The sequence below is a fragment of the Peribacillus sp. P4_B1 genome, from assembly GCF_056402395.1.
In genome coordinates this window covers 13,371-32,484 of the sequence record NZ_JBFUHM010000050.1, presented here as the reverse complement: position 1 = coordinate 32,484, position 19,114 = coordinate 13,371, and the positions used below count along the sequence as shown (strand labels likewise).

The following is a 19,114-nucleotide window of genomic DNA, read 5'->3' as shown; positions in this document are numbered from 1 at the left end:
TCATAAATGGCCATATGAGGACTAAAAACCATAGACGTTTGTTTTTGAATCATCGTACTCACCCACATAAATTTATTACCTTGATTATAAAACAAAAAAAGGTAGATTTCCTCAGAATAAACTGAGAAAATCTACCTCTATTGGCCCGGAAGGGACTTTTTCAGTGCCCTCCCTTAAAATGTCCATTTTTTTTCGTTTTTTTATGTGCGTTTACTAAAAGAAATGCAGTTATCCAGTGTGTTTCTTTTATGCTAGGCACCAAAATGCAGTTTTACTAAAAAGGACAACTGAGGTGAAGTGATTTTTGCAATAGCATATTGGGATAATAATTGGATTAATGTCCTAAACTGCTGTTGGGAAATACTGATAGGTCAGTAAGTGTTTATTGGGGAAGTAACCCAATTAGCAATCAAAGTGGGAAGGCAATCAAGTATTTACCATAAGGATCGGAATGTTCATTTCAGACTCTTTGCTTCTATATATAGTGACCAGTGTTGGACCGTAAGGGTATTGAAGCAGAAAAAACGACATGGTGTGCACAATGCCGTTACCACGTCCATGGTCGAGTTAGAAAAATTCGTTATTAAATCCTGGCTAACATCGTCATCATTCACGATCCCATCGATAGTTACCTAATTAACATGATAGGTAATGGAATTCGTAGTGTTAAGAAAATTCAGATTTGTTCTTGAGGTTATGTACGCGGCGAATATATTGTAAAAATTATATTTCATTATATCAAAGTAACATTAAATGGAAAATGGAGCAGAGCTACTTTTTAATCCTAAACTCCATATGTAAGGAATTAAACACTTATTATATTTCATTTCCTTAAGATTTTCGAACATTTCAGTTCATTTACCAACTTCTTACTGTATTTTAATGAACTTTATGTGACAGATGTCACTTTGTATTGTCTTTTTTTTAACTTGGGATTAATATTGTTATGTCGGGGTTTGTGAACATGGTAACACTTTGTCCGAATAATTACCAATAGGAATTTTATTATGTAAGAAAGGGGTAGTACTATGAAAATAAAATGGGCTTTATTAACTATACTTTTTACCATCGCCACTATGCTAACGGGTTGCGATAACCCATTAATGGTCTTGGACCCTAAAGGGCCAGTAGCTGCAACACAAGCAGATGTCATTATGATATCGATATGGACAATGGCCTTTGTCGTTCTTGTCGTAATCGTACTGTATGTCTTCATGATAATGAAATATCGTGCTTCCAAACAGCGTGATGATTATGAACCACCTCATATTGAAGGAAGTAAGGTTCTAGAAATAATTTGGGTTGCAATCCCAATCATAATCGTCGCTTTCCTTGCCGTTGTTACTGTTAAAACAACAAATGAAGTCGAGGCAACACCTAAAGGATACGAAAAGCAGAAACCATTAGTTATCTACGCTGCATCTTCTAACTGGAAGTGGCACTTTAGTTATCCGGAAGAAAATATCGAAACAGTTAACTATCTGTTTTTACCGACTAACCGACCAATTGAATTTAAACTTTATTCATACGGACCAATTGCTAGTTTCTGGATTCCGCAACTTGGAGGACAAAAATATGCGATGTCTGATATGGTTACCACGTTGCACTTAGCAGCTGAAGTACCAGGGGAGTATATGGGTCGAAATTCAAACTTCAGTGGTTCAGGTTTTGCTCAGCAAACGTTCAACGTAAATGTATTGCCTAAAAAAGAATATGATAAATGGGTAAAAGAAATTAAAGCAACTGCTAAACCGATTACTAAGGATAAATTCAATAAATTACTAGAACCTGGTCATGTGGGACAATCCACGTATACTGGAACTCACTTAAAGTTTTCTCCAGCTCCAGAAGGTGAAAATTCAGGTCATCACCACGGATCATCTGATACTGAAAAAAAATCAGATGAATCTACCAAAGGTTCACACGAGGAACATTCAGAACACAACAACATGAACATGAACATGAATCAATAAGGGTTTAACTCATATTCTACTAAACAATTAGTTTTACGATAAGGAATATTTTCCTGAAAGGAGTCACAAAAGTATGGATTACTTTGATCGATTTGCCGTACCTCATCCAAGTCCTGCGATTTATGCATCCATGGTTGCCATTGGCCTAACCATGATTGCGCTTGTTGCCGGAATTACCTATTTTAAAAAATGGGGTTACTTATGGCGTGAGTGGTTAACAACGGTTGACCATAAACGTATTGGTATCATGTACATCTTGTCAGCACTACTTATGCTTTTCCGTGGTGGCGCAGATGCTCTCTTGATGCGTGCCCAAACGGCTATTCCAAATAACGGCTTGTTGGATGGACAGCATTATAATGAAATTTTTACAACACACGGGGTTGTCATGATCCTGTTTATGGCGATGCCATTTATCATTGGGTTAATGAACATTGTTACACCATTACAAATAGGGGCACGTGACGTAGCATTCCCACGTCTAAACGCAGTAAGCTTCTGGTTATTCTTTATGGGGGCAATGCTATTTAACATCTCTTTCGTAGTCGGTGGTTCTCCTGATGCAGGCTGGACATCTTACTTCCCGCTGGCAAGTAACGACTTCAGTGAATCAGTAGGTTCTAACTATTACGCGATTGCAATTCAAATAGCTGGTATCGGGACATTACTGACTGGTATCAACTTTATCGTAACAATCTTGAAAATGAGAGCACCTGGCATGAATTTAATGAAAATGCCAATGTTCACATGGTCTATCTTGATCACAAACTTTATTATCGTTTTCGCTTTCCCTGTATTGACAGTGGCACTTGCGTTAATGACAATGGATCGACTATTCGGAACTCAGTTCTTTACGATGGCTAATGGCGGTAGCGATATGCTTTGGGCAAACTTGTTCTGGGTTTGGGGACATCCTGAAGTTTATATAGTTATTCTTCCAGCTTTCGGTATTTACAGTGAAATCATTTCGACTTTTGCACGTCGTAACCTGTACGGTTATAATTCGATGGTTATCTCTATGGTAGCTATTTCTACACTATCTTTCGTTGTATGGGCTCACCATTTTTATACAATGGGTCACGGTGCAATGGTTAACGGTATCTTCTCGGTTACCACAATGGCAATTGCAGTTCCGACCGGTGTTAAGATTTTCAACTGGTTGTTCACACTTTGGAAAGGTAAAATCGTTTTTACCGTCCCAATGTTATACTCTTTAGCTTTCATTCCGATTTTCACTCTCGGTGGGGTAACTGGGGTTATGCTTGCCATGGCAAGTGCTGACTACCAATACCATAATACAATGTTCTTAGTAGCTCACTTCCACTACGTTTTGATCCCTGGTACTGTATTTGCCGTACTTGCTGGTTTTACGTACTGGTGGCCAAAAATGTTTGGTTTCATGTTGAGCGAAAAAATTGGGAAATGGTCGTTCTGGTTCATTACTATCAGCTTTAATGTAACATTCTTCCCGATGTTCATAACTGGTTTAGATGGGCAAGCACGTCGTATGTTTACGTACTCTGAATCAACGGGCTATGGTCCATTGAATTTGCTCTCATTCGTTGGAGCAATTGGCATGGCAATAGGTTTTGCGCTTATTGTGTACAATATCTATTGGAGTACTCGTTATGCATCAAGAAATATTTCAAAAGATCCATGGGATGCACGTTCTCTAGAGTGGGCTACACATACACCAATTCCAGAATACAATTTTGCAATTGTACCTACAGTTGATTCTACAGAAGCATTCTGGGATTCTAAGAAAAAGGGCTTTAAATTATTTGGTGGTAAAGTAGAAAAGATTCATATGCCAAATAACAGTGGCGTACCGTTTATCTTGAGCTGTATCTTCTTCGTTTGGGGCTTTGCAATGGTATTCAGCATGTGGATCATTGCAATCATTGCCACACTTGGTATCTTTGCTTGTATGGCTCACCGTTCATTCGAAAAAGACCACGGACGTTATATCTCCGTTGAAGAGATTGAAGAAACTGAAAATAAATTGCGAGGTGCTAAGTAATGAAAATAGATAACTCGCTGCCACTAGAATATAGCACGGAAGAAAATCGCTTAAAGATTTTTGGATTTTGGATTTTCCTGGGGGCAGAAATAGCTCTTTTCGCTACACTGTTCGCCACTTATTTTGTATTAGTTCATGGTACTGGAAATGGTCCTACAGGGGACGAACTCTTTAAAGTACCAACCCTAATGCTTCAAACAATTTTTCTTTTAACCAGTAGTTTTACCATTGGTCTTGGAATCAATGCAATGAGACTTGGCAGACAGAAAGCGATGCTTGGTTTCTTCATTATCACCCTTATTCTTGGTTTAGGCTTTTTGGGAGTCGAAATCTATGAATTCGTGGAGTATGTACATGAAGGAGCAACCATTCAAACAAGTGGTTTCTTATCTAGTTTATTTGCGTTACTAGGTACGCATGGAGCTCACGTTACACTTGGTTTATTCTGGGGAACCTTCATCATTCTGCAGATTAAAAAACGCGGTATGACTCCAGAAACTACAAACAAAGCTTTCATCTTTTCTCTTTACTGGCATTTCTTAGACGTTGTCTGGATTTTCATCTTCAGTTTCGTCTACCTGAAAGGAATGATGTAATATGAAAGAATTATTCCCACGGGGCCAAGTTATGGGATTTGCTTTTTCACTAGTCCTGACTTTGGTTGCACTATCAGTTATAGTGTATGATCTCTCACTAAAAATGGCTTTAATCATCCTACTTGTTACAGCCTTCATGCAAGCTGCACTTCAATTTGTTATGTTCATGCATGCAGGAGAGTCTGAAGATAAAGCATCGATTTACACAAACGTTTACTACGGATTGTTTGTTGCATTGGTTACAATTTTCGGTACAATGCTAACAATGATTTGGGGATATCAATAATCCATTCCTGCAAAACTGGGCGTCTTGATGACGCCCAGTTTTTTTGTATTCAAATTATGGTGAGCGTAAAATTACATACATTCAATCCTCTGCATCATAGAAATTTGTATTGTTAAGAAAGAAGAGGGGGGAGGAGAGGCAAATACTGTGATGGAAAATAATTTAGTATCTCCTTAATTTATTGTGTATCCTGCATTATAATGGGTACGGTGGGCTTTTTGCATTTAGATATATTGAAAATGAGACTCAAATTCAAACGTGATATTGGATATATCTTTAAAAAATAATTTTAGCGTAAACAAAAAGAATCCATTTTTGAAATTAGATGATCAAGATGATTAAGTTAGTATAAAGTTTTTATATTCACCAATAGTTAAACGTTAATAGAACGGACACATTTCCTAAGAAAAGCTTTCCGCTCTTTTGATATAATAAGTGATATAGTAGTTAACTATGCCTTAGCGGAGATGATGAATATGACATTGCCGGTTTTGATTTTGACAATTCTCATAAGTTTGATTAAATTATTAGTTACCTGTCTTCCAACAGATGCAGTGAATTGGATTCTCAGCAAATTTGAAATGCATTCAGAACTTAGTGACGCGAATGCCATCGTAACCTTTGACGGAAAACGGTTGGAAGGTGAAGAAAAAATTCAAGTTATTAATTATTTCAACAAAGCTAAATTTTTGAAAAAGAATCATATATTTCCGGGTAACGAACAATTATTTTTACATCCAGAGAACAGTGGGGCTCCATTAGTCATTGATACTAAAAAAGGCAAGAAGGATGTTAGGTTATTTTTGTACATTTACAACGACCACGTGGATGTAGTTAAACAGTACAAGAAGAAAGTAGTTGCGTATAGTCTGCTCTCCAATAGCCTTCAGGAACGTTCAATGCCATTAGTAAGGGATGTAGTTTAAAAGGAACATAAACAAAGTCGCTCTTTTTTTCTGATTCAGATTGAGAGTTGAATGTTCACAAACTGACACATCCAAATTGGTATTATGTGGGAAAAGTTATTAAAAGTGGATTTAGGGGAAAATCGTTATCGAGGAGTTCTTTGAATAGAAAAAATTCATTAGAATACTATAAATGAAATACAATAAATCTGGATTGAAATGCGAAAAGTAATTTTGATGATTATGTCTAAAAGGGTAATAAAAAAAGCAGGTATCTAAAGCGATGCCTGCTTTTTTAAGCTTTCCATTGTTTTTCCACTTGATTAAAGGCTTGTTGTAAAATTTCTTCTTGATTAGTACCTGGTTTAGTAAGGACGTTAGTTTGATAAGATTTTCCTTGGAAATCAACTGTTACTGTAACTTTTACCATTATGCATCTTTCCTTTCTTGGTTCAGTAATGAGGTGGTTGTACCTACTTCTTTTATACCCGTGGGGGAAGACTTTTCAAACATTGCGAAGTAGCAAGTGTGGGGATTTAATATTCAAAATTATCTGATATTTTCAAGGGAATGTCAACACTTTTTTTGACAGACTCCATTTCCTTATTTATTTTTAGGCTGTTTTCACATACTTTGTTGCTATTTACCAGGTAGTGAGTTGTGGTTGATTTCCCCTCCAGATGCTCGCTTTCCTTGGTGCGGGCGGTGAGCCTCCTCGGCGTAAACGCCTGTGGGGTCTCACCTGTCCCGCTGCTCCCGCAGGAGTCTCGCACTTCTGCTCCAATCAACCTTAAATAGTTTCGTTTTAAAAACAACAATCTTTACGAAAAGAGCCTATTTTTATGTGTACAAGGCTTGTGTATTGGGGTCAGACCATACCCTTTTTTGCGGCTATATAAAGACGACCTGGCTTGTGTGCGCATAACAGCCAGGTTGTTTTTGTAAAATTAACTATTCATATTTTCGTTAAGATAATTCCGATTAATGCTGCAAGTACGCCGGCAATTTGATAGGATTTAAGTTTTTCTTTGAATAAATAACAACCAGCGAATACGACAACTAAACAGTTCAGGCTGACGACAGGAAAGATGATGCTGGCGATTCCAGTATTTAATGCAAAGAAATAACATCCATAGGCTATGATGCTTAATAACCCTACGAGTGATCCAATTTTCACTTCCATTAACTTAATCTTCTCATTCTTGATGGCTAATGCCGAAATGAGATAAAGTGTTCCGCCACCATACATTGATACTAGGATATCAAGGGAGTTTAAATGAAGACGGGTTGATGTCGTCATTAAGATACCTAGCACACCAAATGAGAAAATCGCGAATAATGTGTGCATCATCCAAGGTAAATATTGATGATTGCCCTTAGCATTAGGTGTATACTGAATGACAAGGGTAGCGAGCAGCATGCAGACAATTCCGCTCCACTGCAGTGAAGAAATATGCTCATGAAAAATTAATGCAGCACAGAGGATGGGAAATATTGCATTTGCCGCAATCAGTGGTGATGTCAAACTTGCCGGTCCTTTTTCAAAGGCACTTGCCATCTGGATATTACCGTTAGCGTTCAGTACACCAATGGCTCCACCAAGCAAGATGGATGGCCAGTTAGTAGTCAAGCCATCTACAAATCCGCTATATAAAAGTGCCATGATGAAGGCGGTAAAATAAAAGAAAAATTGGATATGTACCTTTGAGTAACCCTTTCCGTTACTCCATTTAAAAATGCTGTTATTGATTCCGAAACATAAACTGGTGATAAGAGCCGCAAAAATCCACATTGCTTTAATCTCTTCCTTCATGTAGGATAAACTTCTTCTACATTTTAAGCCGAATACGTGTAGGAATCAAACTAAAATAAAAAGTAGATTGACAGATTAGATTTTTTTTTCTATATTTACTATGACAATTTTAAATATTTCCCGATAAACGGGAGAGGTTCATAGCTTCACCCTCTTAAAAAAACTATGGCTTTGATTATTTTTTTGCGAATCAACCATATCTTTGAGGAGATATGGTTTTTGTTATATAGAGGCCCATTTTATGAATCTCCCCTGACAAACGTGGATGAGGAGGACTTTTTATGTCTGGAAGAAAAGAAGAAGAATTAAAAAAAGATATCACACTGCTTGGGAATCAAGGGACAAAATATACATTTGACTATGCGCCTGAAATTCTGGAATCATTCGATAACAAGCATCCGAACCGGGACTATTTCGTCAAATTCAATTGCCCGGAATTCACTAGCTTATGTCCAATAACGGGCCAGCCGGACTTTGCAACCATTTACATCAGCTATATTCCAAGTGTGAAGATGGTGGAAAGCAAGTCATTGAAACTTTATTTATTCAGCTTCCGTAATCATGGTGATTTCCATGAAGACTGCATGAACATCATCATGAATGATTTAATCGAGTTGATGGATCCCAAATATATTGAAGTCTGGGGCAAGTTTACACCTAGGGGCGGAATCTCCATCGATCCTTACACAAATTATGGTAAACCAGGTACGAAGTATGAAGAAATGGCGGATTACCGCTTGATGAATCATGACTTATACCCGGAAACGGTGGATAATCGCTAAAGATTAGAAAAAGACAACTGGCTTATGCCGTTGTCTTTTTTTTGGTTTTTTGCTATTCTCATTCAGTAAACTCACTATTTTGTATTCTTTAAAAATACAAATGTCCTCCTACCAAGGAATTAACACTTGATTGTTTCGTAAAAAAACGTAATAATAGGAAGAGTTAATTTTGACAGAATATTTTCAAAAATAGGGGATGTCGTGATGAAGGTTGCAAAGTTTGGCGGAAGTTCACTTGCGTCAGGTGAACAGGTGAAAAAGGTATTCGAAATTGTAGTTGCTGATCCAGAGAGGAAGATTGTTGTCGTTTCGGCTCCAGGGAAACGCAATTCAAATGATATAAAGGTGACGGATCTATTGATTGAGGCTGCGGAACAGCAGCTGCGCGGGGATAACGGAGAGCATTTGATAGAAGATGTGGTATCCCGCTATGCGAGCATTGCTGAAGAGCTGGATATATCCGAGGAGGTCATCACTGGGATTCATGGAAATCTAAAAGCACTGTTGCATGGAGACCAATCTAACCCGAAGCGCTATTTGGATGCTTTAATGGCCAGTGGCGAGGATAATAATGCGAAGCTGGTTGCAGGTTATTTTCAAAGCCGTGGTGTAGAGGCTCAGTATATAAATCCAAAGAAGGCTGGCTTGATCGTAACGGATGAAGATGGATTTACCCAGGTGATGCCAGAATCGTATGATCGGTTATATGCCTTGCGTGATGAGCCAGGAATCGTAGTATTCCCAGGGTTCTTCGGATACACGTTAGATGGTGAGGTTTTAACATTTTCAAGAAGCGGTTCCGATATTACGGGTTCGATTCTTGCGAATGGGGTCAAAGCCGATTTGTATGAGAACTTTACGGACGTGGATGCCGTTTATGCGGTGAATCCAAATGTGGTTTCCAATCCGAAGGGAATCAGGGAATTGACCTATCGCGAAATGCGGGAGCTTTCTTATGCCGGTTTCTCGGTATTTCATGACGAGGCGCTGATTCCTGCATTCCGTGCGGGAATACCAGTCCATATACAAAATACAAACAATCCGGCTGCGCAAGGGACCCGCATTGTAAGTACACGGGCTAATACGAATGGGCCGGTTATTGGGATTGCAAGTGATAAAGGATTTTGCAGTATTTACATTAGCAAATATTTGATGAACCGGGAAGTTGGTTTTGGCCGGAAACTGCTGCATATCCTTGAAGATTACGGTGTTTCGTATGAGCATATTCCATCAGGCATCGATGATGTGACACTTATTCTAAGGCAGGACCAGATGGAGGGTGAAACCGAGAAGAAAATCATTTCACGAATCAAGAAAGAGCTACATGCCGATGAGGTGAATGTGGAGCATGATCTTGCTTTGATCATGATTGTAGGTGAAGGAATGCGTCATAATGTCGGTACAACGGCAAGGGCGTCAAAAGCGCTGGCCGAAGCAAAGGTGAACATTGAAATGATCAACCAAGGCTCTTCGGAAGTAAGCATGATGTTCGGTGTGAAAGGGAACAGTGAAGAGACGGCCATTCAGGCCTTATATCACGAGTTCTTTTGAGTATGAGCGTTTAGGGACCTCCTTGAAAAGGGAGGTTTTTTTGGATATGAATTGTCCCCGCCAATAATAAGTTGAATTCCATGATTGTGAAAAACGAATGATGGAAAACAATTAAGTTCGAATGAATAAAAGACGCGCCGAGGGTTCAGCGCGTCAGGTTTAGTTCAGTACCCATTTGTCCTTTAAGAATAATATCCTTGAGACAGCAAAGAAGAGGATGATCGAGACAATGAGGGAGCTTGCTGTCAGGAAGATATTCTGAATATCAATCACACCATATATCAATTCTTTAAAGAGTGCGAAGATGTTGAAAATCGGCAGCAGGAAATGCTTGTTTGTTAACTCATGTAAACCTGTGCCTCCTAAAAACAATGTCGGCAAAATGACGAGCATGGTAATGGGCGATAAATAGTTAAACGTTCCCCTCTCATCTTTACCTTTAAAGGATCATGACGTTGTGGCACTGATAGGGAATGTCCTCGCAAATGCGATAGAAGCTGCTGCATCATGGCAGGAGGAAAGAAGGGAGATAGCCCAAATTACGCTCCATTTTTATAAACGGAGTGGTATGTACCTATTATCATGCAGTAACAGTTGTCTGCCAGTACCTAATCCCATTCTGGACGGACTGTTTGAAAAATACGGTCAAACCACGAAATGGGGGCAGCATGAAGGGATGGGTACGAAAATCATCGCTGATATCGTGAAAAAACATCAAGGGTATTTGGATTTCACCTATAAAAGTGAAGAATTCAACTTGAAAATTAAGGTGCCGGCTATTAAATAATCTTCTTTAAGGGGTTATTATAAGTGAAAAACAACATTTGCCTGCGTTTTGCTCTTAAATATAAAAGGAAAGCCTCCAAATAGAAGATTGGAGGCTTTCCTTTTATATCAGTCCATAATTGTCAGGAGTTGATCGATCGCGTTCCTTGGCCGAGGGGCAGGGATCATATCGGGATAGCCGACGTGAAGGCTGCCGACAATCTTCTCTCCGGGTTTCACGCCTAAAGCTTCACGAAACTCGATGCTGTGTATCATGCCGTATGTTTCCCATATCAGCCCGATTCCTTGTTCCCAGGCAAGCAGGCTGAAATTCTGGATCAAGGCACTTGTAGCCGCATAATCTTCTTCACGTGTCATAGGATTCGGATTCTCTTCCATGATCACCGCGACAAACATCGGTACATCTATAAGCTTATTATATCCTCGCTGTCCGGCTGCTTCTTTCTTTTCCGGGTCCTTCTCTTTGCCTGCCATGAAAGCACGGGTTGCCTCTGCGAGTTTTAATCGGCTATCACCATGCACCACGACAAAGCGCCATGGTTGGGTAAGTTTATGGTTCGGTGCCCATGTCGAAGTTTCCAATAGTGATCGGATGGTATCAATAGGAACAGGAATGTCCTTAAATCGTTTGATGCTGCGCCGTTCTTTAATGATATCTTCAAGTTTCATGATCATCCTGCTCCTTTATATAAGTAAGTTTGTTAGTTTTTTTAAAAAAATAATCCCCGGCTGCCTAATATGCTTCCAACGTGAATAAATACTTGAATAAAGAGGGGGCAATATTCCAGTGAACTGCATTCGCTAATGAGCATATAAATTTTACTAGGCACAGAGAAGCCGGGGCGACATTGTATCTATGTACAATATCAAAAAGGTACGATATGAGATTATCGTAATTGTTTATCAAATTTCAGAGATTGATAATGAAATTGAAAATCATTATCAATTAGAATTTTCGCCTATTTCCTGTTATTTGTCAAGGGTATTTATTAAAAAAATCAAGTTATTTACCAATCTTTTAAATCAGTTAAAATCTTTTAAATAATCTGTATAAAAATGTATAATGAGAGGTGAAAAGATGCTATCTACATATGAAGAATCGAAGGGTGTCATAGATGAAAAAACTGGCCTCATTTCTTAAGCCATACTGGCTCTTGATCATTCTTGCTTTATTCTTGATGATTGTCGAGCTCGGTGTAGAACTGTTACAACCTCTATTTATTGCTAAAATAATTGATGATGGCATTTTACAGAAAGATTTATCGGTAGTGATTAAATGGGGAAGTGTCATGGTTGGACTTTCCATTTTTTCATTTCTTGGCGGGATCGTTAATTCCTTTACAGCATCACATGTAAGTCAGAGCTTTGGACATGATGTAAGAAAAAGCCTTTTTGGTAAGATACAGGCGTTTTCTTTTGCGAATTTGAATAATATCCCGACTTCATCGTTGATTACAAGGATGACGAATGATGTGACCCAGCTTCAAAATACGGTTTTCATGGGCCTTCGTATCATGGCAAGGGCTCCTTTGATAGTAATCGGGGGGGCGATAATGGCGATTGCGGTCGATTTGAAACTCTCCCTTGTTTTGGTTATTTCGATTCCGGTTCTTGTTTTCTTCCTGGGATGGGTTATGAAACGAGCGGCTAAGCTGTTTAAGCTCGTACAGAAAAAGCTCGATAATGTCAATGGGGTCATGAGGGAAAACCTGACAGGCATGCGCTTGATCAAGGCCTTTCTTCGTAAGGAGCATGAAATCGGACGGTTTGACGATGCGAATGACGAGTTGAAAAGAAAGACTGTGACTTCCCTTCGTTTAATTGAAACGACCATGCCTGTTCTGATGCTGGTCATGAATGTGGCGATTCTGATCATTCTTTGGCTTGGAAGCGAATTTATTACAACGGGAGATATACAGGTAGGGGAAGTTGTGGCGATTGTCAACTATGCCACAAGGATTGCGGCATCACTTTCCGTTTTTTCATGGCTGATCACGGTCATTTCCCGTGCAAAGGCTTCAGCGGAACGTGTGACGGAAATATTTGAAACCCCGATAGATATTGATGAAGGCAAAATTGAAAGCAAGAGTGATACCGTCAAAGGGGGAGGCATCAAGTTTATAGATGTATCTTTCCGCTATCCTGGAACAGATGCACCGGTATTGAAAAACTTGAACTTCTCTATCGATCCGGGAGAATCGCTTGCCATCATAGGAGCAACAGGATCAGGGAAAACATCCTTGTTTCAGCTGATTCCGAGATTATACGAAGTTGAAAGCGGATCCATTCTAATAGATGACCAGAATGTGAAAGATATTCCCTTGAATTCGCTGCGGAAAAGGATCGGCTATGTACCGCAAGAAGCCTTGCTTTTTTCAGGAACCATAAAAAATAATGTTGCTTGGGGAAAAGAAGGGGCCTCGATGGGGGAAATCATGGCAGCTGCCATGGATGCTCAGGTTCATGAGACCATAATGAAACTCCCAAAACAATATGAGACGCAGTTAGGGCAAAAAGGGGTGAATCTGTCCGGAGGGCAAAAACAACGGTTATCGATTGCGAGGGCATTAGTGCGCAGACCGAAGATTCTCCTTCTGGATGACAGTACGAGTGCGCTGGATTTGAAAACGGAAAGTAAATTGCTCGCCGCTTTAAAGACCTATACATGTACAACACTCATCATTACACAAAAAATCAGTACAGCCATTGAGGCGGACAAGATCTTGTTGCTGGAAAATAGCCAAGTGCTTGCGCTGGGGAAACATCAGGATTTGATTCAAACAAGTGATCTTTATCGAAAAATCGTTCACTCACAGTTTGGGGAGGAGGGGATTTCTCTTGAGTCGAAGAATATCTCCCGATAAGAAAAAGGCAAAACCAGTCAACTCATGGAATACGATAAAAAGGATCATCCCCTACTTAGCAACGAATAAAAGCCTGCTATTTTGTGTCCTTTTCATGGTACTGATAAGCTCGGTTTTGGGATTGCTTGGCCCATTTCTTGTAGGGATGGCCATCGATGATTATATTGTCACAAAGGATAGCGGGGGGCTGATTAGTCTTCTTATCGGGCTTCTCGGAGTCTATATATTCTATTCACTATCCATGTGGCTTCAGAATTATTGGATGATCGGAATCGCGCAGGATACGGTTTATGAGATGCGCAATCAATTGTTCAAAAAGCTTCACCAGCTGTCCATTACCTTTTTTGACCGGCGTCAGCATGGGGAATTGATGAGTAGGGTCACGAATGATATAGAAAATGTCAGTTCCACTTTGAATAGTTCCGTCATCCAGATTTTCTCAAGTGTGCTGACACTGGTCGGGACGATCGGAGTGATGCTGTATTTAAGCCCTTTATTAACTGTTTTAACCTTATTCATCGTTCCTCTTATGTTTTTTGGGCTGAGGTGGATAACGAACAGGACGGGCAAGCTTTTTAAGGAACAGCAGAAGAACCTTGGAGAATTGAATGGGTTTATAGAAGAAACGATTTCGGGACAACGGATTGTAAAGGCTTTTTCGCAGGAAGATAAAGTGATCCGTGACTTTATCACCCGGAGTGAAAACTTAAAGAAAGCCGGATTCCTATCACAATCATACTCTGGGCTGATTCCAAAACTGATGAATTTACTGAACAACTTAAGTTTTACTATAATAGCCGCTGTCGGCGGTTTTTTGGCGCTGAGTGGCATGGGAACAGTTTCCATCGGGGTCATTGTCATTTTCACCGAGTATTCAAGGCAATTCACCCGCCCGCTCAATGACCTGGCTAATCAATTCAATACACTCCTATCGGCCGTTGCCGGTGCGGAGCGGGTGTTCGCCATACTTGATGAAAAAGAAGAAGAAGTAGATGAGAAACAAGCCTCTGAACTTCAGGATGTATGTGGTGAGGTGAACTTTGAAGCTGTTTCCTTTTCGTACAATGATGACGGACAAACGATATATGATGTCAGTTTCCATGCAGAAAAAGGGGAGACTATCGCGCTTGTAGGACCCACTGGGGCCGGTAAGACTACGATCATTAATCTTCTTGCGCGTTTTTACGAGCCGAACAGCGGCCGGATCTTGATCGATGGCCAGAATATCCAGCAGGTGACGAGGTCCAGTCTCCGCAAGCATATGGGCTTTGTTTTACAGGATTCCTTTTTGTTTCAAGGTACGATTCGTGAAAATATTCGCTACGGTCGGCTGGAGGCGGGCGATGTAGAAGTGGTGGATGCAGCCAAACTTGCCAATGCCCATTCTTTTATCATGAAACTGCCAGACCGCTATGATACCATCTTGAATCAGGATGGCAGTGGAATCAGTCAGGGACAGCGCCAGCTTTTATCGATTGCCAGGGCTATTTTAGCCGATCCCGTTCTATTGATTTTGGATGAGGCGACAAGCAGTATAGATACGATTACCGAGTTAAAAATCCAGGAAGCATTACATCGTTTGATGAAGGGGAGGACAAGTTTTGTCATTGCCCATCGATTGAATACGATTCAGCAAAGTGATCAGATCTTGGTGCTTGATGAAGGAAGGATCATTGAAAAGGGATCACATGATGAATTATTGCGGCGAAGGGGTTTTTATTACGAACTCTATCGCAGCTCATTAAAGGAAAATCAGACCGGATGATGAAAAAATGTGTGCCGTTAGGCGCACATTTTTTGTTTTGGTCACCTTATACTTTCAACTTGCATTCCATTTCATTTAAAGAGGCGATTGCCTCCTCTAAAAATATGAGGATTTCTTCCTTTACCGGATATAAACCTGCCGAGGAGGAGTCAGCTGCGGATTTACGAACTTCCCAGAATTTCTCCTCTAGATCTTTGTTTCCTTCGAAAATCAATTCGGATAAAAGCAGGCAATCTTGAGCGATCAGCTTTCCTTCCTCGGATTCGGCAGGAAATCCTTTTTTGATGGTTAATTCTATACGTTTTATTAGGTTGATCCATTGTTTCGTTTGGATATTATCTTTTTCCATCTTAGGTAGTTTGTCCAAGGTTTTCCGTTCTTCTTTGCTGAAGAACTGATCACGATAATGTTCTTTTCTTTTGATTAGCGGCAGCAGCAGCTCCCAATCGAGATCTCCTTCGACTTCTATGCTATTTAACAAGGTTTGGATGTTCTTAAGAGTGTTTTCAGCTCCCTTAATGTTTGATATTGTCTGATGTTGTTGATGAAGGAGCAATTCTTTGAAGGCCTTTTTATCCAACACGGTCTATAAATCAGGAATTAGGGAAGGAGTATGGATGTTGGGGTTATCATGTTTCATTGTGCCTGTTTTCATTGAATTCTTGCTGAGAGAGCAGTTCGATTCATTTTTTAGGAATGGTTTATATGCAGGAACGACCATGTGCTTCATTATGGCCATCGTTTTTATGTTAGGATTTTTTTCGTATGCTTAAGGCCGTGTAGTTTATCTTGGAAGAAGGTAGTGGGGGTTCGCCGATTTGCGGCGTCTTACTGGGGGCCGATAGCAGGTTGGACCATTGTATTGATATTTAGCAGTATTATGGTGCTTGCCCTGATGATGGCCGTAGGGGGAACGTATGAAAATGAAAAAAAGGGAAAATGTGAAACAGAATATCACAGTATTTAATTTCTTCGTAGGCTTCATTTCTGCTGCCATCATTTCTCCCGTTTATGAGGAAATCCTTTATCGAGGATTCATATACCGTTGGATTAGAGTCCGAACGGGAAAGAGCTGGGGAATGTTCATCAGTTCCTTCCTTTTCATGGTCGTTCATATCCCTGCTTATAATACATTAATGATCAATTTTATAAGCGGGTTGGTATTTGCTTGGGCATACGAAAAGACAGGGTCCATCTGGCCATCTGTTTTGATTCATGGATTATTTAACGGACTGGCGGTGATATTGACGTTCTTAGAGTGAAATAACCAATACAGGAAAAGGAAACTATCGACAAAATAATGGAAAATACTTTACAAATCGTCTGTTTTGCTATTGCTAAAAAACATTATAATAACATATAATTCTGAATATACGTAAAATTCTTTAAATTAAAATGGATCATAGCCTAACTCCATATGAAATGAAGATTTTTTATAGTAAACCATTGAGAGGGGATGGTAAAAAGTGAAAGCGCTTAAGTCGGTCATTCTTTGGGGAATCATATCTGCGGTGGGGGCGGTGAGTTTTGGTTTCGTCGCATTAAACCGGGGGGAAAGCATCAATGCCATGTGGATTGTCACTGCAGCACTCTGTGTTTATTCAATTGCATATCGCTTTTATAGTAAATTCATTGCACAGAAAGTGTTTGAGCTAGATGATAATCGCCAGACTCCATCGGAAGCGAATAATGATGGGAAGGACTACGTGCCTACAAATAAGTGGGTGTTGTTTGGCCACCATTTCGCAGCAATTGCCGGAGCAGGCCCTCTTGTTGGACCCATCCTTGCAGCACAGATGGGGTATTTGCCAGGGACACTGTGGCTTGTAGTCGGAGTTGTATTAGCTGGTGCCGTGCAGGATTTCGTTATTCTCTTCGGTTCGATGCGCCGTAACGGTAAATCATTGGGAGAGATGATCAAAGAGGAAATCGGACCGATTACAGGTTTGATTGCGATGATCGGAATCCTCGGCATCATGGTTATCTTATTAGCGGTACTTGCTTTGGTTGTTGTAAAAGCGTTGGTGGGTAGCCCATGGGGCATGTTCACGATTGCCTCGACAATACCGATTGCAGTCCTCATGGGCATCTACATGCGCTTTATAAGGCCCGGTCGTGTTGGAGAAGGTTCCATTATTGGCATTATACTATTGATGCTTGCGTTATTTTTCGGCCGCTTTGTATCCGAAAGTGCTACATTGGCGCCAATGTTCACATTTGATGGAGAAACGATCGCCATCATGCTGATTGTATACGGATTCGTTGCCTCCGTTTTGCCGGTATGGATGTTATTGGCACCACGTGATTACTTAAGCACATTCTTGAAAATCGGCACGATCATTGGACTTGCGCTTGGTATTTTCATTGTCATGCCGGGCCTTGAAATGCCTGCCGTCACTCAATTCATCGATGGAACAGGACCCGTTTTTTCAGGGAATTTATTCCCATTCCTATTCATAACAATCGCTTGTGGAGCGGTGTCGGGGTTCCATGCTCTCGTTTCATCGGGAACGACTCCGAAAATGATTGAACGTGAATCACATTCACGTCCAATCGGATACGGGGCGATGTTGACTGAGTCCTTTGTAGCCATCATGGCGATGATAGCAGCCTGTGTACTGACGCCAGGGATCTATTTTGCCATTAACAGCCCGGGCGCCGTTGTGGGAACGGAGCCGGCCCAAGTGGCGGCTACGATATCCGATTGGGGTTTCATTTTGACACCTGAAATGATTACCGGCCTTGCAGATGATGTTGGGGAAGAGACCATTTTATCCCGCACTGGTGGAGCGCCAACCTTTGCAATCGGTATGGCCCATATCTTCTCACAAGTGATTGGTGGAGCGTCCCTGATGGCGTTCTGGTATCATTTCGCGATCCTATTCGAGGCATTGTTCATATTGACCACCATTGATGCGGGAACAAGGGTAGGGCGTTTTATGATACAGGATATTATCGGCACCTTTTACAAGCCATTTGCCGAAACGAATAAATGGCTACCTAATATTATTGCGACTGCCATTTGTGTAATCGGTTGGGGGTATTTCCTATATCAAGGGGTCATTGATCCTCTTGGCGGAATCAATACCCTTTGGCCATTGTTTGGAATTGCGAACCAGATGCTTTCCGCCATTGCGTTGCTGCTTGGGACGACAGTCCTTTTCAAAATGGGCAAAAAAGCGTATACATGGGTCACGCTTGTGCCAACTACATTCTTATTGATAGTGACCATGACGGCTGGATGGCAAAAGCTTTTCCACGAAAACCCGGCGATTGGCTTTTTGGCACATAAGGATAAATTTAAAGCGGCCTATGATAATGGGGAAATTCTCGCTCCGGCAGCAAATCTATCTGAGATGAAACGGGTTATCGTCAATGATTATGTGGATGCTGCCCTATGTGCCATCTTCATGATCGTTGTGATCACTGTCCTGATTTCTGCCATTAAGTTATGGATAAAGGTCTTGAAGAGCGAGAAAATAGATTTACATGAATCACCTTATGTATCGAGGTCATCATAAGGGAGGGAAGGAAATGTTGAAAAGATTAGTTAAGATTCTCAGCTACAGAAAGCAGTTCGTCAGTTTGCTTGTCGGCGTTCCGAGTTATGATACTTATGTGGCACATATGAGAGTGCACCATCCTGAAGATCCCGTGAAAACCAGGAAAGAATTTTTCTGCGAAGCCCAGGATGAACGCTATAACGCAAAGGGTGGGAAAGTGTCTCGTTGCTGTTAACTGAATATTTTTTTGAAGGGCCCTCAATAGGAGGG

Annotated in this window: 19 protein-coding genes and 1 riboswitch; of the genes, 13 read left to right on the top strand and 6 right to left on the bottom strand. The window is 40.5% G+C overall.

Annotated features, from left to right (window positions below):
- Positions 1-1,028 precede the first annotated feature (1,028 nt).
- The 5 genes from qoxA to AC1DVK_RS21815 all read left to right on the top strand — a co-directional run bounded on the left by qoxA (position 1,029) and on the right by AC1DVK_RS21815 (position 5,801).
- Positions 1,029-1,973 (top strand): cytochrome aa3 quinol oxidase subunit II, encoded by a 945-nt coding sequence (gene qoxA / locus AC1DVK_RS21835; protein WP_061461381.1) that lies wholly within the window; start codon positions 1,029-1,031, stop codon positions 1,971-1,973.
- A gap of 73 nt (positions 1,974-2,046) precedes the next feature.
- On the top strand, positions 2,047-3,993 hold the full coding sequence (gene qoxB / locus AC1DVK_RS21830; protein ID WP_089362570.1) for a cytochrome aa3 quinol oxidase subunit I: 1,947 nt from the start codon (positions 2,047-2,049) through the stop codon (positions 3,991-3,993).
- Positions 3,993-4,589 (top strand): cytochrome aa3 quinol oxidase subunit III, encoded by a 597-nt coding sequence (gene qoxC / locus AC1DVK_RS21825; RefSeq protein ID WP_061461385.1) that lies wholly within the window; start codon positions 3,993-3,995, stop codon positions 4,587-4,589. The genes qoxB and qoxC overlap by 1 nt, the downstream gene beginning before the upstream one ends.
- A 1-nt stretch (position 4,590) precedes the next feature.
- On the top strand, positions 4,591-4,875 hold the full coding sequence (gene qoxD, locus AC1DVK_RS21820; protein WP_061461387.1) for a cytochrome aa3 quinol oxidase subunit IV: 285 nt from the start codon (positions 4,591-4,593) through the stop codon (positions 4,873-4,875).
- Positions 4,876-5,351: 476 nt separating this feature from the next.
- Positions 5,352-5,801, top strand: coding sequence for a YfmQ family protein (locus AC1DVK_RS21815; protein ID WP_477627367.1), 450 nt, complete (start codon positions 5,352-5,354; stop codon positions 5,799-5,801).
- A gap of 274 nt (positions 5,802-6,075) precedes the next feature.
- Here the strand turns inward: AC1DVK_RS21815 and AC1DVK_RS21810 are convergent, their stop codons facing one another.
- From AC1DVK_RS21810 to AC1DVK_RS21800, 3 genes are all read right to left on the bottom strand, one after another.
- Entirely contained in the window at positions 6,076-6,210 is a 135-nt protein-coding gene (locus AC1DVK_RS21810; RefSeq protein WP_061461391.1) for a BA3454 family stress response protein, read from the bottom strand.
- Between the two features lie 106 nt (positions 6,211-6,316).
- The gene (locus AC1DVK_RS21805; protein WP_477627366.1) at positions 6,317-6,595 is read right to left on the bottom strand and encodes a hypothetical protein; all 279 of its coding nucleotides are present in this window, start codon (positions 6,593-6,595) and stop codon (positions 6,317-6,319) included.
- A gap of 140 nt (positions 6,596-6,735) precedes the next feature.
- The gene (locus AC1DVK_RS21800) at positions 6,736-7,593 is read right to left on the bottom strand and encodes a DMT family transporter (protein WP_286140822.1); all 858 of its coding nucleotides are present in this window, start codon (positions 7,591-7,593) and stop codon (positions 6,736-6,738) included.
- Positions 7,594-7,720: 127 nt separating this feature from the next.
- Positions 7,721-7,766, top strand: a riboswitch (PreQ1 riboswitch).
- A 108-nt stretch (positions 7,767-7,874) separates the two neighbouring features.
- Between AC1DVK_RS21800 and queF the strand changes: the two genes are divergently transcribed.
- Both queF and AC1DVK_RS21790 read left to right on the top strand, forming a co-directional pair.
- Positions 7,875-8,375: a preQ(1) synthase gene (gene queF / locus AC1DVK_RS21795; protein ID WP_061461394.1), complete on the top strand. Its 501-nt coding sequence runs from the start codon at positions 7,875-7,877 to the stop codon at positions 8,373-8,375.
- A gap of 204 nt (positions 8,376-8,579) precedes the next feature.
- A complete protein-coding gene (locus AC1DVK_RS21790) occupies positions 8,580-9,926 on the top strand; it encodes an aspartate kinase (protein WP_477627365.1) in 1,347 nt (448 codons plus the stop codon).
- 159 nt (positions 9,927-10,085) lie between these two features.
- On the opposite strand, the gene AC1DVK_RS21785 is transcribed toward AC1DVK_RS21790, so the two are convergent.
- A complete protein-coding gene (locus AC1DVK_RS21785) occupies positions 10,086-10,319 on the bottom strand; it encodes a hypothetical protein (RefSeq protein ID WP_477627364.1) in 234 nt (77 codons plus the stop codon).
- A 64-nt stretch (positions 10,320-10,383) separates the two neighbouring features.
- Between AC1DVK_RS21785 and AC1DVK_RS21780 the strand changes: the two genes are divergently transcribed.
- Positions 10,384-10,713: a GHKL domain-containing protein gene (locus tag AC1DVK_RS21780; RefSeq protein WP_477627363.1), complete on the top strand. Its 330-nt coding sequence runs from the start codon at positions 10,384-10,386 to the stop codon at positions 10,711-10,713.
- A gap of 107 nt (positions 10,714-10,820) precedes the next feature.
- On the opposite strand, the gene AC1DVK_RS21775 is transcribed toward AC1DVK_RS21780, so the two are convergent.
- Positions 10,821-11,387 carry a nitroreductase family protein gene (locus AC1DVK_RS21775; protein ID WP_477627362.1) on the bottom strand — a complete coding sequence of 189 codons (567 nt, stop codon included), beginning with the start codon at positions 11,385-11,387 and terminating at the stop codon, positions 10,821-10,823.
- 440 nt (positions 11,388-11,827) lie between these two features.
- Between AC1DVK_RS21775 and AC1DVK_RS21770 the strand changes: the two genes are divergently transcribed.
- On the top strand, positions 11,828-13,576 hold the full coding sequence (locus AC1DVK_RS21770) for an ABC transporter ATP-binding protein (RefSeq protein WP_477627361.1): 1,749 nt from the start codon (positions 11,828-11,830) through the stop codon (positions 13,574-13,576).
- Positions 13,551-15,341: an ABC transporter ATP-binding protein gene (locus AC1DVK_RS21765; protein ID WP_477627360.1), complete on the top strand. Its 1,791-nt coding sequence runs from the start codon at positions 13,551-13,553 to the stop codon at positions 15,339-15,341. The genes AC1DVK_RS21770 and AC1DVK_RS21765 overlap by 26 nt, the downstream gene beginning before the upstream one ends.
- A gap of 46 nt (positions 15,342-15,387) precedes the next feature.
- Here AC1DVK_RS21765 and AC1DVK_RS21760 read toward each other — a convergent pair whose 3' ends face one another.
- Entirely contained in the window at positions 15,388-15,924 is a 537-nt protein-coding gene (locus AC1DVK_RS21760) for a hypothetical protein (protein ID WP_477627359.1), read from the bottom strand.
- A 334-nt stretch (positions 15,925-16,258) separates the two neighbouring features.
- Between AC1DVK_RS21760 and AC1DVK_RS21755 the strand changes: the two genes are divergently transcribed.
- The 3 genes from AC1DVK_RS21755 to AC1DVK_RS21745 all read left to right on the top strand — a co-directional run bounded on the left by AC1DVK_RS21755 (position 16,259) and on the right by AC1DVK_RS21745 (position 19,079).
- Positions 16,259-16,603, top strand: coding sequence for a lysostaphin resistance A-like protein (locus tag AC1DVK_RS21755; protein ID WP_477627358.1), 345 nt, complete (start codon positions 16,259-16,261; stop codon positions 16,601-16,603).
- A gap of 204 nt (positions 16,604-16,807) precedes the next feature.
- Entirely contained in the window at positions 16,808-18,862 is a 2,055-nt protein-coding gene (locus tag AC1DVK_RS21750) for a carbon starvation CstA family protein (protein ID WP_477627357.1), read from the top strand.
- A gap of 13 nt (positions 18,863-18,875) precedes the next feature.
- A complete protein-coding gene (locus AC1DVK_RS21745; protein WP_089362581.1) occupies positions 18,876-19,079 on the top strand; it encodes a YbdD/YjiX family protein in 204 nt (67 codons plus the stop codon).
- The last annotated feature ends 35 nt before the right edge of the window (positions 19,080-19,114 follow it).